Raw genomic sequence first — 12,521 nt, 5'->3', positions numbered from 1 at the left:
GGTCGCCGCCCGAGGGGCGGCTCGACCGTTCGCCTCGGACCGATCCGCAGCTCGTCAGCGGAGTTCGCCGCCGAGGAAGTACTCGACGTACTTGGCGATGTCGACGGCGTGGTCGCCGAAGCGCTCGTGGTACCGGCTGGCGAGCGTTGCGTCGACGACACCGGTCGGGTTGTCGGAGAGCTTGTTGCTCAACACTTTCTCGAACACGCGTGCGTGCAACTCATCGAGGTCGTCATCGAGATCCCGGATCTCGGCGATCGTGCGCGGCTCCTGCGTGCGCAGCAACTCCACGAGCTTGCCCGCCATGACCACGTCGACCTCGCCCATGCGCAGGAAGATGTCGGTAAGACCGCTCGGCACAGCGCTCTCCGGGTACCGGTAACGGGCGAGCTGCGCGATGTGCCCCGCGAGATCCGACATGCGCTCGAGCGATGCGCTCATGCGCAGCGCTCCCACCATCAGACGAAGGTCGGAGGCGACGGGCTGCTGGCGCGCGAGAATGTCGATGGAGAGATCGTCGAGTGAAGCGACTCGACGCTCCACCTCCTCATCTCCGTCGATCACCTGTTCGGCGAGCGCCACGTCGGAGTGCGAGAACGCCGTGGTCGCCTTCTGGATCGACTCCTCGACCAACTCGGCGATCTCGACGAGGCGATCCTGCACCTCGCGCAACGACTGCTGGAACACTTCGCGCATGCGTTTCCCTTCTCGGACTGACGGACTGGGGGCCGACGGCTGCAGCCACAGTGCTTCCAGTGTGACCCGCGGCGGTGAACGCCGACCGGAGCAGAGGTGAACAGTTGCTGAACACGTCGTGCGGCGCCGGGAGTCCACTCTACGATGAAGACATGTCCCCGACCATTCTCGTGCTCGCGTCAGTCGGACTCGGTGCGGCCGTCGGGGCGCTCATCACGGCGACGATTCTCGCGGCCCGGTCTGCGGGGAGGCGCCGTGCTCGGATGATGAGACCGGAATTGCCCGACGCTGCGGTGACCATCCTGCATGAGTTCGACACGTTCGCGGTGATTCTCGACGCATCGTTGAGCCCCGTCTACGTGAACCCTGCTGCCCGTGACGAACGTCAGGTCAGCGGTGAAGAGCTGCGCGAACCCGAGTTCTTGCGGCGCGCCCGCCAGGTCATGTCGACGGGCATCGCGGATACCCGCGAGCCCGACCCCGAGGATCCGTCGAACACGGTGCGTATCCACATCATCAAGCTGCAGCAGCGCTTCCTCGTCGTGCTCGCCGAAGATCTGGGGGAAGAGCAGCGCGTGAACGCAATGCGCCGCGACTTCATCGCGAACGTGAGTCACGAACTCAAGACACCGATCGCCGCGATCGGTCTGCTCGCTGAAGCGGTGAAGGAGGCCGCGGATCAGCCTCCGACCGTGCGAAAGTTCGCGACCTCACTGATGAAGGAGTCGAAGCGACTCGGAGACCTGTCGCGCGACATCATTCATCTGTCGGAGGCACAGTCGACGTTGAAGCCCGAAGACCGGGAGCGCGTCGATCTGCGCGAGCTCGTGCGTATCGAGGTCGAGGCGCATCGGGGGTATGCGACCGCCAGCAGTGTCGACCTGATCGTCACGGAGCCCCGCTCTCCCGAGCGCGAGCCCGTGATCCAGGGCAAACCCTCGTCGCTCTCGGTCGCGGTCGCGAACCTCCTGAGCAACGCGATTCAGCACTCTCCGGATGGCGGACGCGTCGGGGTCGGCATGGAGATCACCAGCAAGCAGATGGTGGTCACGATCACCGACCAGGGCGCTGGCATTCCCCCCGAGCACCTCCCGCGCATCTTCGAGCGGTTCTATCGTCTCGACGAATCGCGCAGTCGCGAGGGCGGCGGTACCGGTCTCGGGCTCAGTATCGCGCGCCACACCATGCGTGCCCACGGCGGCGACGTGGACGTCTGGTCTCAACCGGGGGTGGGGTCCAGCTTCAGTCTGACGTTTCCCCTCATCGACGAAGACCCGCAGCGCGCGAAGAAACGCGCGAAGAAGAAGATCAAGAAGGCCGTCGAACCGGCAGAACCCACACGGAGCACCGCATGACGCAACGAATCCTGCTCGTCGAGGACGAAGAGTCCATCTCGGGTCCGCTCGCCTTTCTGCTCGAGCGCGAGGGGTTCGACATCACCGTAGCGGCGACCGGCCCCGACGCCGTCGCGCTCTTCGACGCGACTGCGTACGACCTCGTTCTGCTCGATCTCATGCTTCCCGGCCTCCCGGGAACGGAGGTGTGCCGTACCATTCGCGCATCGTCGCAGATCCCGATCATCATGCTGACCGCGAAAGACAGCGAAGTCGATATCGTCGTCGGTCTCGAGCTCGGGGCCGATGATTACGTCACGAAGCCGTATTCGACGCGCGAACTTCTCGCGCGCGTCAGGGCGGCACTCCGGAGGAGCGCGGCTACGGCCGGCGCCGAGGAGGTGTCCGACGATCCTGACGGTGTGCTCGATGAACTCGAGGTCCGCCTCGATACGGAGCGTCACACCGTCCGTGTCCGAGGCGAAGAGGTCGCGATGCCGCTCCGCGAGTTCCAGCTGCTCGAACTGCTGATGCGCAACTCGGGTCGCGTGCTGACCCGCGGTCAGCTCATCGATCTCATCTGGGGCAGCGACTACTACGGCGATACGAAGACGCTCGACGTGCACGTCAAGCGCATCCGATCTCGGATCGAGACCGACCCAAGATCACCGCGCATCCTGTCGACCGTTCGAGGCGTCGGCTACCGCTTCAACTGAACGGTGCGCGCACGCGCGGCGGCCTGAGGTTAATCCGCGGCCGCGGTGCCGCTTCCGGTGCCGGTCGCATTGCCCGAACCGGTCTCGGAGTCCGCTTCGCCCTCGGACTCGGGGTCGACTCCGGTGACGCCCTCCGACGCCGAATCTCCCTCGGTCGCGTCCGCGGAGCCGGACCCATCGATGACGAAGTCGCGGTACTCCTGCAGGGTGCCGTCGAGCACCGGGATGTTGTGCTCGACCTCGTCTTCGCCGGCGACCTGGAAGAAGGCCGCGACGGTCTCACCGGGCTGCACGTCGTCGAGCGGCACGAGCGTGGGCTCCATCTCACCCTCGGGGTCGCCGAACAGTGTCGTTCCCGGCTCGAGGGTGAACTCTGCCGAGGCGAAGCCCGATCCGCCGTGCTCCATGTTCACCGTCAGCTCGATGTCCTCCGAACCGGTATTCACTCCGGTGAAGACGACGTTGAAGTTCTCACCCGACTCGTCCGCGATCAGCATCATGTTGCGGACGTCGGCTCCACCAACGGTCACGTCGATGCCGTCGCTGGGCGCGTAGGGGATCGACGTCGCCACGGGGGCGATGAGGCTGCAGCCCGAAGCCCCCACGGTCAGGCCGGCGGCGAGAACGATGGCCGAGACGGTCCGAAGCTTCAAGGTGGTCCTCCGAGCGGTTCTTGCGGTGATTCACGGGAGATCCCCATGACAGTTTGAATCCATCTTATCCGCTGACGCTTCCCGGTCGCAGCTTAGGTACACCTAAGTCCCTTGAGATCCTGTGGTATTCTAGGGGTTGGATTGAATAAGGAGCCACTCGATGCAATTTGAGGTCGGAGAGACCGTCGTCTACCCCCACCACGGCGCTGCGAAGATCATTGAAACCAGGACCCGCAAACTCGGCGGGGAGGAGAAGCTCTTCCTGAAGCTGCAGGTGAACCAGGGCGATCTGACGATCGAGGTTCCCGCTGAGAACTGCGACCTGGTGGGCGTGCGCGACGTCATTGACAAGGACGGCCTGGAGCAGGTGTTCGAGGTGCTGCGTGCGCCGTTCACCGAAGAGCCGACCAACTGGTCGCGCCGATACAAGGCGAACCTGGAGAAGCTGGCGTCGGGCGACGTGATCAAGGTGTCCGAGGTCGTCCGCGACCTGTGGCGTCGCGATCAAGAGGTGCGCTCGCTCTCCGCTGGAGAGAAGCGGATGCTCGCGAAGGCACGTCAGATTCTCGTTTCCGAGCTCGCGCTCGCCGAGAAGACCGATGAGGACAAGGCGTCCGAGATGCTCGATGAGGTTCTGGCCTCCTGACACCCCGCCCCGCCTGGGGTGCGCGACGCTAAGCTGAGCAGCATGACGAGTTCAGCGAATGCGCCGCACCCGCTGCCCGATCTCGGGATCGTGCTCGTGGCCGGCGGCCGTGGCGAGCGCCTGGGCGCCGAGACGCCGAAGGCTTTTGTGACGATCGGCGAGCGGACGCTACTCGAGCACTGCATCGACACGATCGTCTCGTTGCCGCACAGCGGTCAACTGGTGCTCGTGGTGCCTCGGGAGCGTGCTCCTGAGGCACTCATGCTGTCTCACGGCCTGACTGCCGCGCATCCCCTCTGGCGGGTCTCCGTCGTGTCCGGCGGGCGCGAGCGGCACGAATCGGTGAGATTCGGTCTCGCCGCGCTGCACGACTCGGTGAGTACCGTCCTCGTACACGACGCCGCGCGCCCGCTCGCCTCGACGGAGCTTTTCGAACGCGTCATCGCCGCAGTGCACCGCACGCGCGGGCCGGTGGTGCCCGCGCTTCCCGTGGCCGACACGCTGAAGCGGGTCGACGCTCAGGGAACCGTTCAAGAGACCGTCGACCGTGCCGCCCTCGTGGCGGTGCAGACCCCGCAGGGGTTCCCGAGAGCACTGCTGGCGACGGCCCACGAGCGCGCCGCGCTCCTCGAGGATGACGTGAACGCGGCTCCGACCGACGACGCCGAGGTCGTGCAGCGCGCCGGCGATGTCGTCACCATCGTGGACGGCGAGTCCCGCGCTCACAAGCTCACCACCGCGTTCGATCGGGCGCTGCTCGAGTCCCTCCTGGGGTCCGCATGATCCGCGTCGGGACGGGGTGCGACGTCCACGCATTCGATGACGCCTCTCCACTGCACCTCGCCGGGCTGCACTGGCCGGGCGAGCGAGGCCTCTCCGGTCACAGCGATGGCGACGCGGTGTGTCACGCCATCGTGGACGCGCTCCTCTCTGCCGTCTCACTCGGAGACATCGGAGAGCTCGTCGGTGTGGATCGTGCCGATACCCTCGACGCCGCCAGCACCGGCTTCGTCCGCACCGCGGTTTCCCGGCTCGATGAGCACGGATGGCGCCCGGTGAACGTGTCCGTGCAGATTCTCGGCAATCGGCCGCGTTTCTCACCTCGACGAGGTGAGGCTCAGCGACTGCTCACCGCACTCGTCGGCGCTCCCGTCAGCCTCTCGGCGACGACGACCGACGGGCTCGGGCTGACCGGTCGCGGTGAGGGGATCGCCGCGATCGCGACCGCCCTGGTCGAGCGCCGCTGATCGCGGCAACGGATCCTCGGTGACCGAGGGTCCGCCACTCGTCATGCGCGGGGTCAGCGTCCCTGAGCGGCCACCGCGGCAGCGCCGGCTTCTGCGGCCTCGGGATCGAGGTACCGTCCGGGCCCGCTCGCCGAGCCTCCCGACTCGATGTCGTAGACCAGCGGCATGCCGGTCGGAATGTTGAGCCCGGCGATGTCTGTGTCGGAGATGCCCTCGAGGTGCTTCACGAGAGCGCGGAGGGAGTTGCCGTGCGCCGTGACGAGCACGGTCTTACCGGCGTCGAGGTCGGGCACGATCGACTGCTCCCAATACGGGATCATGCGGTCGATCACGTCTTTCAGGCACTCGGTGCGCGGAATGTCACCGTCAATGCCCACGTAACGCGGATCGCCGACCTGCGAGAACTCGCTGTCGTCGTCGAGCGGCGGCGGCGGCGTGTCGAACGAGCGACGCCACTCCATGAACTGGTCTTCGCCGTACTTCTCGAGCGTCTCGGCCTTGTCGAGACCCTGCAGCGCACCGTAGTGGCGCTCGTTCAGCCGCCACGAACGCTGCACCGGAATCCACAGGCGGTCCGCCGCCTCGAGTGCCAGATCCGCGGTCTGGATCGCGCGACTGAGCACCGAGGTGTGCAGCACATCGGGCAGCGCACCCGAGTCGGCCAGCAGCGCGCCCGCCGCCGAAGCCTCGGACCGCCCTCGCTCGGTGAGTCGTACGTCCACCCAACCGGTGAAGAGGTTCTTCTCGTTCCAGTCGCTCTGTCCGTGGCGCAGCAGAATCAGCGTGTTGCTCATGCACCCAGACTACTGGACGCGCCAGCGGTCGGGAGGACTCAGAGTCGCTTGAGCTTCGGGAGGTCGCGCGTCGCCCCGGCGTCGGTCGGCACGATGGCCTCTTGGCTCGCCGCAATGGTCTCTCCCGTGCGCGAATCGGGATCCGCGCCGGTCTCGCCTCCGCGCACCTCGAGCAGTGCATCGGCAGGCAACGCGCGCTTGAGCAGCGCGAGCGCGATCCCGCCCCACTCGTAATGGCGGGCTGCGCGGGTGATGCGTCCGACCGGACGCGGCTTCTCCTCGCCCGACTCCCCTGAGCGGTAGACGAGCGCGCCCGAGATCGGCAACTCGCCCGCCGCACCATCGAGGTGGAGCAGCGCCAGCCTCCGCGGCGGGTGGCCGATGTTGTGCACTTTGGCTACCGTCTCCTGGCCGCGGTAGCACCCCTTGTTCAGGTGCACGGCAGTCCGGAGCCAATCGAATTCGTTCGGGATCGCACGGTCGTCTGCGTCGCCCGTCAGACTCGGACGCCACGCTCGAATCTCAAGTGCATCGAGGGCCAAGAGGCCCGCCGCCTGCGTGTCCCCGTTTACGATGCGCCCCGCGAGCCGCGGGAGCACTGAGCGAGGCAGAACACTCTGCGTTGCGGACCAGGCGGACCCGGGGTGCTCACCGATGGCGTACTGCGTTCCGCCCCGTTGGACGGCGGCCCAGGGATCGTGCCACTCGATCACCGAGTCTGCGGCGCGAAGCACCGGCACGGCGGTTCCACCGTCGAAGGCGAGCATCGCCGCGTACTGATCGCTGACATCGTTCACCTCGACGCGCATCGCGAAACGCATGCGAAGGAGGAACTCTGCAAGCGGCCCAGCGGATCCTTCGTCCACCAGCAGCCATGCGCGTTCGCCATCATCGACGATCCGTATCGCATGCTCGATGCGCCCATTCGGGTCCAGAAGCAACGTCTCGGCGCTCTCACCCGGCCGGAGCGACACGAGGTCTTGACTCGTCATCGAGTGGAGCCAGCGCAGTCGATCGTCACCGCCGACGGTGATGATTCCCCGGTGACTGAGGTCGAGAATGGCGTTACCGGACTCGAGCGCCCGCTGTTCGGGCAGCGGCGAACCGTAATGAGCCGCGACCTCGAGGCCATCGGCGGCGATCGCGGCAGGAAGTGACAGAAGCGGGCTCACCATCGGATCAGCGTTCTCCGACGCTCTATTCCTGACCCTTGAAGAGCTTCACCAGCACTGCACCCGAGACCCACGCGATGCCGATACCGGCGAGTCCAAGCAGTCCGAGGTAGAACAGTTCCAGTGCGAGCATGCCCTTATCGTACCAGCAGGCCGACGACGTCGATGACGGCGATGATCACCACGGAGCCCGCGACGCTGAACGATGTTCGCGTGATGAACCCCGCCTGCTGAGCGGTCCCGAGCTGCAGCCCGAACGTCACGAGAGTGCTGAGTCCGACGGCGAGAGCGAGCCAGGCGAACCGGGCATCGTCGGAGACCAGGACGGTGACGAGCACCCCGACGACGGCCGCGACGAGCCACGCGACGATCATGCGCGGCACATGCCACGATTGCACGTCGGGCATCTCGGGCGCATCTGGGGCGGGCGACTCGGTCACGGTCTCATTCTCACACACCGACCCCCGCTAGACTGGTGAACGGCCAGCCGGGCCGTGCAGCGAAGGGAGGAACCCTGGTGCGTCTGCTCTGCCTCACCGACCGGGATCCAGCCGACAGTCTTCCGGCACTGGGCCTCTTGGCTCACGAAGTCAGCACGTCACCGCTCTCGGTGCGTGTCAGCGCCTCGGCATGCTCGCGGTTCGATGCTGTGCTGATCGACGGCAGCCTCGACCCGCGGCGCGCGCGGGCCGCGTGCATGAGCCTGCGTGAGACGGGACGCGTCGCGACCGTCCTCGTGATCGCCGAAACGGCGCTCGCGGCGCTGACCCCTGAATGGGGCATCAACGAGTTCCTGTTGCCGACTGCGAATCCGGCCGAAGTCGACACCCGCCTCCGCCTCCTGTCGATCATGGAATCATCGGTTCCCGATCGACCGAATGTCATCACAACGGCCGGAGTCACGATCGACGAGGCCAACTTCACGGCGCGCGTGCAACGACGCACGCTCGATCTGACCTACAAGGAGTTCGAGTTGCTGCACTACCTCGCGGCGAATCCTGGGCGCGTCTTCACCCGCGAGCAGCTGCTCAGCGAGGTGTGGGGAACCGACTATTTCGGCGGAACACGGACCGTCGACGTTCATGTGCGTCGATTGCGGGCGAAGCTCGGAGACCACGAGGCACTCATCAGCACCGTGCGCGGTGTGGGCTACGGGTTCGCGCGCGCCCGCGACGCAGTGTCGGATTCCAACGGAGAGGGTGAGCAGTAATGCGAATCGCAGCCGAATTCACCGGCCCTGGCCACGACGCGACCGACGAGGCAGCGATGGATCAGGTGCGGATGATCGTGCGCGCCGCCGAGCTGCACGACAGCAGGTCGCCCGTCTCGGACCAGGCGCTCGTCGCCGCCGCGCAGGGGCGACGGCTGGTCGCCAGATTCGCCGCAGTTGGTGATGATGCCGATTCGTCCGGCCCCGTGGCGATCGGGATCGCCGGTGAAGGCGAGCTCGACCTGGTCGTCCACCCCGAGGTGCGAGGACGCGGCATCGGCACCGCCGCACTCACCGAGCTCCTCGCGCGCACGGGCCCCCCGGTGAAAGCTTGGTCGCACGGCATCAACCCGGCCGCGGACGCCCTGCTTGCGCGCGCCGGATTCACTCCGGTGCGCGAACTACTGCGGATGACGCTCGAACCAGCACTCCTCCCCCACGGCGATCCCGTGGACGCACCCGCTTGGCTCAGCATCACCCCGCACACGTCGGGCAGCGCGGTCGAGGCGGCCGCGTGGGTGGCAGTCAACGCCGCCGCATTCTCGGGGCACCCCGAGCAGGGGGCCATGACGCTCGACGATTTCGCGGCGCTCACCCGTGAGGAGTGGTTCGACGCGGAAGACTTGCTGCTCGCATTCGATACCCGCGGATCGGGCGCCGAGCGACCGGCAGCATTCGCGTGGGTGAAAACGGTGACGACTCAGGCCTCGCAGACGGAGCTGGGGGGCACCGAGTGCGAGCTCTATGCACTCGGGGTGCATCCCGATGAGGCGGGGGCCGGACTCGGGAGGATCCTGCTCGACCGCGCACTGCGACGCATGGCGGAGCATGACCCTGATCGGATCAGCCTGTATGTCGATGGTGACAACGAGCGCGCCGTGCGATTGTACGAGCGCAGCGGGTTCACGGTAGATCAACGCAGTCGGCAGTGGATGCAAGAGAGGGGACGCCATGAGTGAAGCGACGCGAGCCATCGAGGAGCTTCCGGGGGACCGCTACATCGATCGCGAGCTCAGCTGGCTCGCGTTCAACCAGCGCGTGCTCGAACTCGCTGAGGACCCCGAGGTGCCGCTCCTCGAGCGCGCCAACTTCCTCGCCATCTTCGCGTCGAACCTGGACGAGTTCTTCATGGTGCGCGTCGCCGGATTGAAGCGTCGCATCGTGACGGGCCTCGCGGTACCGACGAACGTGGGACGTGCTCCGACGGATGTGCTCGCCGACATCAATCGCACCGCTCATCAACTGCAGCTCCGCCACGCCAAGTGCTTCGCCGAGCAGGTACGTCCGGCACTCGGCGAGGCCGGCGTGCATATCGCCGACTGGTCAACGCTCGATGCCGCCGATCGTCACGTGCTGACGGAGTACTACGAACGACACATCTATCCGATCCTCATGCCGCTCGCCGTCGATCCGGCGCACCCGTTCCCCTATATCTCCGGGCGCGCGCTGAACCTGTCGATCCGGGTCCGCAACCCCCGCACGGACAAGGTCGAGTTCGCGCGACTCAAAGTCCCTCAGATGATTCCGCGGTACATCCGCGTCGATCGCCGGGAGTCCGTCGACGATGTGCGGTTCATCGCGCTCGAGGATCTTATCGCGAATCAGCTCGACGGCCTCTTCCCCGGCATGGAAGTCATCGACCACCACGTCTTCCGCGTGACGCGCAATGAAGATGTCGAGATCGAGGAGGACGAGACCGAGAACCTGATCCAGGCGCTCGAGAAAGAGCTGCTCCGTCGGCGCTTCGGTCCGCCGATCCGACTCGAGATCTCCGACGATATGGATGAGACGACGCTCGAGTTGCTGGTGCGCGAGTTCGACATCGATGAGCAGCAGGTCTACACGCTTCCGGCACCGCTCGATCTCAACGGGCTCTTCGCGCTGACGCGACTCGATCGCAGCGATCTCAGGTTCCAGCCGCACGTCCCGGTGACGGCTCCCCCGTTCCGCCCGAACTCTCCGAGCGAACGGCCGGACACGTTCCGCGCGATCGCCCGCCGCGAGGTGCTGGTGCACCATCCGTACGAGTCCTTCTCGACGAGTGTGCAGGCCTTCGTCGAGCAAGCGGCGACGGACCCCGACGTCCTCGCCATCAAGCAGACGCTCTATCGCACCTCGGGCGACAGTCCGATCGTCGCGGCGCTCATCAAAGCGGCGGAAGCCGGCAAACAGGTGCTCGCGCTCGTGGAGATCAAGGCCCGCTTCGACGAAGAGGCGAACATCACGTGGGCGCGCAAGCTCGAGCAGGCCGGCGTCCACGTCGTGTACGGTCTCGTCGGGCTCAAGACGCACTGCAAGCTCGTGCAGGTGATCCGCGACGAAGGCGGGCGCCTGACCCACTACTGCCACATCGGCACCGGCAACTACAACCCGAAGACGAGCAGGATCTACGAGGACATGGGGCTCTTCACGACCTCCGCCGAGGTGGGACGAGATGTCACCAAGCTCTTCAACGTGCTCTCGGGATACGCGATCGAGACGCAGTACGACCGTCTGCTCGTTGCGCCCCAGCGACTGCGCGAGGGTCTGCTCGAACGCATCGAGCGCGAAGCCGAACACGCGAAAGCCGGACGTCCGAGCGGTATTAAGTTCAAAGCCAACTCGATGGTCGACGAGGGCATCATCGACGCGCTCTACCGCGCGAGTCAGGTGGGCGTGCCGGTGGATGTCTGGGTGCGCGGTATCTGCGCGATACGCGCGGGAGTGCCCGGATTGTCCGAGAACATCCGCGCGCGATCGATCCTCGGACGATACCTGGAGCACTCGCGCATCTACTCGTTCGAGAACGACGGCGATCCCGAGGTGTACATCGGCTCGGCCGATCTCATGCATCGCAACTTGAATCGTCGCATCGAGGTGCTCGTGCGGCTCGCCGAACGCGACCACCTCTCGCGCATCGAGCGATTGTGGGATCTCGCGTTCAGCGACGACGTATCGGCCTGGCATCTGCTCGAGGACGGCACCTGGCAGCGGCGCGAACGCGATGACGAGGGACGTATCCTCCCCGCGTTGCAGGATCTCGTCTTCGCGGATCGTGCTGAGGCTCGTCCGCGTGGCAGTCGATGAGCGCTGCCATCTTCGCGGCCGGGACCGTGTGCTGGCGACGCGTGCCCGCCGACGACGGAGGTCAGGATCGTCTGATGGTGCTCCTCATCCACCGCACCAAGCAGCGCGACATCTCCTTTCCGAAGGGAAAACTCGACCCGGGCGAGAGCATGCAGGCGGCGGCAATCCGTGAAACCCGTGAGGAGACCGGACTCTCCGTCTCACTCGGCATGAGCCTCGGAACCATCAGTTACACCGTTCGCGGGGGCGCCACCAAGACCGTGCAGTACTGGGCGGCGGAGGTCACACCCCAGATCGCATTGGCCTCGACGTTCGCACCCAATAGCGAAGTGCAGGCCCTCGAATGGGTACCGTGGAACGAGGTGCCGAAGCGCCTCAGCTACGCTGCGGATCGCGACCTCTACGCCGTATTCGGGCGACTCGTCGACCATGATCTTCTCGACACCTTCTCGGTGACGCTGCTCCGCCATGCGAAAGCGATCGGCCGAAGTCCCGAGTATCCCGAAGACCGTCTGCGTCCGTTGACGACAACCGGATCAGCGCAGGCGGAAACGCTCGTGCCCATGCTGGCCGCATTCGCGCCGAAGCGCATCCACACGTCCACGGCGACACGCTGTGTGAGTACCGTGTCACCACTCGCGGCGCACCTCGACCGGCGCGTGCGCGGCACGGACGCTCTGAGCCAGGACACGTGGGACACCGGTGAACTCGAGGGGATGCGGAAGCTCATCGCGAAGATCGTGAAGCGCGGAAAATCTGCGCTCGTGTGCAGCCATCGACCCGTACTGCCCGACATCGCGCGCGAGCTCGTCCTCGCCACCGGGAGCGTGCCAGGCGCCTATCTCGACGAGGCCACCTCGTTGCCGCCCGCCGGCTTCTCCGTGTTCCATCTCTCGCGACGACGGCCCGGGGCTGGGATCCTGAGCGTCGAAACCTATCCGCTCAAGCACTGACGTCGACCGGCACCGTCGCGGTGTCGGGTGTTCA

Annotated in this window: 14 protein-coding genes; 9 read left to right on the top strand and 5 right to left on the bottom strand. The window is 66.2% G+C overall.

Translation table 11 applies throughout. The features are described from left to right. Positions 1-54: 54 nt before the first annotated feature. Positions 55-696 carry a phosphate signaling complex protein PhoU gene (gene phoU, locus J4H85_RS05440; RefSeq protein WP_208237665.1) on the bottom strand — a complete coding sequence of 214 codons (642 nt, stop codon included), beginning with the start codon at positions 694-696 and terminating at the stop codon, positions 55-57. Positions 697-848: 152 nt separating this feature from the next. Between phoU and J4H85_RS05435 the strand changes: the two genes are divergently transcribed. Both J4H85_RS05435 and J4H85_RS05430 read left to right on the top strand, forming a co-directional pair. Beyond that, the gene (locus J4H85_RS05435) at positions 849-2,051 is read left to right on the top strand and encodes a sensor histidine kinase (protein WP_208237663.1); all 1,203 of its coding nucleotides are present in this window, start codon (positions 849-851) and stop codon (positions 2,049-2,051) included. After that, complete coding sequence (locus J4H85_RS05430; protein WP_208237661.1) at positions 2,048-2,746, top strand: response regulator; 699 nt, start codon at positions 2,048-2,050, stop codon at positions 2,744-2,746. The genes J4H85_RS05435 and J4H85_RS05430 overlap by 4 nt, the downstream gene beginning before the upstream one ends. 29 nt (positions 2,747-2,775) lie before the next feature. On the opposite strand, the gene J4H85_RS05425 is transcribed toward J4H85_RS05430, so the two are convergent. Then, positions 2,776-3,399, bottom strand: coding sequence for a DNA modification methylase (locus tag J4H85_RS05425; RefSeq protein ID WP_208237659.1), 624 nt, complete (start codon positions 3,397-3,399; stop codon positions 2,776-2,778). A gap of 160 nt (positions 3,400-3,559) precedes the next feature. On the opposite strand from J4H85_RS05425, the gene J4H85_RS05420 reads away from it, so the two are divergent. The 3 genes from J4H85_RS05420 to ispF are packed head-to-tail and all read left to right on the top strand — an operon-like array spanning position 3,560 to position 5,292. Beyond that, positions 3,560-4,045 (top strand): CarD family transcriptional regulator, encoded by a 486-nt coding sequence (locus J4H85_RS05420; protein WP_208237642.1) that lies wholly within the window; start codon positions 3,560-3,562, stop codon positions 4,043-4,045. A gap of 42 nt (positions 4,046-4,087) precedes the next feature. After that, positions 4,088-4,828, top strand: coding sequence for a 2-C-methyl-D-erythritol 4-phosphate cytidylyltransferase (ispD, locus tag J4H85_RS14335; protein WP_243893482.1), 741 nt, complete (start codon positions 4,088-4,090; stop codon positions 4,826-4,828). Next, positions 4,825-5,292 carry a 2-C-methyl-D-erythritol 2,4-cyclodiphosphate synthase gene (gene ispF / locus J4H85_RS14330; RefSeq protein WP_243893481.1) on the top strand — a complete coding sequence of 156 codons (468 nt, stop codon included), beginning with the start codon at positions 4,825-4,827 and terminating at the stop codon, positions 5,290-5,292. Before ispD ends, ispF begins: the two co-directional genes overlap by 4 nt. A gap of 53 nt (positions 5,293-5,345) precedes the next feature. Here the strand turns inward: ispF and J4H85_RS05410 are convergent, their stop codons facing one another. From J4H85_RS05410 to J4H85_RS05400, 3 genes are all read right to left on the bottom strand, one after another. Then, positions 5,346-6,086, bottom strand: coding sequence for a phosphoglyceromutase (locus tag J4H85_RS05410; RefSeq protein WP_208237640.1), 741 nt, complete (start codon positions 6,084-6,086; stop codon positions 5,346-5,348). A 38-nt stretch (positions 6,087-6,124) separates the two neighbouring features. Next, positions 6,125-7,261, bottom strand: coding sequence for a CAF17-like 4Fe-4S cluster assembly/insertion protein YgfZ (ygfZ, locus tag J4H85_RS05405; RefSeq protein WP_208237638.1), 1,137 nt, complete (start codon positions 7,259-7,261; stop codon positions 6,125-6,127). A gap of 134 nt (positions 7,262-7,395) precedes the next feature. Next, complete coding sequence (locus tag J4H85_RS05400; protein WP_307863434.1) at positions 7,396-7,698, bottom strand: hypothetical protein; 303 nt, start codon at positions 7,696-7,698, stop codon at positions 7,396-7,398. 35 nt (positions 7,699-7,733) lie between these two features. Between J4H85_RS05400 and J4H85_RS05395 the strand changes: the two genes are divergently transcribed. From J4H85_RS05395 to J4H85_RS05380, 4 genes are read left to right on the top strand one after another with little or no spacing between them, the layout of a single operon-like run. After that, entirely contained in the window at positions 7,734-8,468 is a 735-nt protein-coding gene (locus J4H85_RS05395; protein ID WP_307863433.1) for a winged helix-turn-helix transcriptional regulator, read from the top strand. Further along, a complete protein-coding gene (mshD, locus tag J4H85_RS05390; RefSeq protein WP_208237636.1) occupies positions 8,468-9,427 on the top strand; it encodes a mycothiol synthase in 960 nt (319 codons plus the stop codon). Before J4H85_RS05395 ends, mshD begins: the two co-directional genes overlap by 1 nt. Beyond that, a complete protein-coding gene (locus tag J4H85_RS05385; RefSeq protein ID WP_208237634.1) occupies positions 9,420-11,534 on the top strand; it encodes an RNA degradosome polyphosphate kinase in 2,115 nt (704 codons plus the stop codon). Before mshD ends, J4H85_RS05385 begins: the two co-directional genes overlap by 8 nt. Then, a complete protein-coding gene (locus J4H85_RS05380) occupies positions 11,531-12,487 on the top strand; it encodes an NUDIX hydrolase (protein WP_208237633.1) in 957 nt (318 codons plus the stop codon). The genes J4H85_RS05385 and J4H85_RS05380 overlap by 4 nt, the downstream gene beginning before the upstream one ends. The last annotated feature ends 34 nt before the right edge of the window (positions 12,488-12,521 follow it).

This window comes from Leucobacter tardus (assembly GCF_017583045.1).
GTDB lineage: Bacteria > Actinomycetota > Actinomycetes > Actinomycetales > Microbacteriaceae > Leucobacter > Leucobacter tardus.
This window is presented reverse-complemented; position numbering and strand designations above follow the sequence as displayed.

Coding starts and splice junctions, on each gene's coding strand:
- phoU (WP_208237665.1), bottom strand. CDS start 696: ATGCGCGAAGTGTTCCAGCAGTCGTTGCGCGAGGTGCAGGATCGCCTC.
- J4H85_RS05435 (WP_208237663.1), top strand. CDS start 849: ATGTCCCCGACCATTCTCGTGCTCGCGTCAGTCGGACTCGGTGCGGCC.
- J4H85_RS05430 (WP_208237661.1), top strand. CDS start 2,048: ATGACGCAACGAATCCTGCTCGTCGAGGACGAAGAGTCCATCTCGGGT.
- J4H85_RS05420 (WP_208237642.1), top strand. CDS start 3,560: ATGCAATTTGAGGTCGGAGAGACCGTCGTCTACCCCCACCACGGCGCT.
- ispD (WP_243893482.1), top strand. CDS start 4,088: ATGACGAGTTCAGCGAATGCGCCGCACCCGCTGCCCGATCTCGGGATC.
- ispF (WP_243893481.1), top strand. CDS start 4,825: ATGATCCGCGTCGGGACGGGGTGCGACGTCCACGCATTCGATGACGCC.
- J4H85_RS05410 (WP_208237640.1), bottom strand. CDS start 6,086: ATGAGCAACACGCTGATTCTGCTGCGCCACGGACAGAGCGACTGGAAC.
- ygfZ (WP_208237638.1), bottom strand. CDS start 7,261: ATGGTGAGCCCGCTTCTGTCACTTCCTGCCGCGATCGCCGCCGATGGC.
- mshD (WP_208237636.1), top strand. CDS start 8,468: ATGCGAATCGCAGCCGAATTCACCGGCCCTGGCCACGACGCGACCGAC.
- J4H85_RS05385 (WP_208237634.1), top strand. CDS start 9,420: ATGAGTGAAGCGACGCGAGCCATCGAGGAGCTTCCGGGGGACCGCTAC.
- J4H85_RS05380 (WP_208237633.1), top strand. CDS start 11,531: ATGAGCGCTGCCATCTTCGCGGCCGGGACCGTGTGCTGGCGACGCGTG.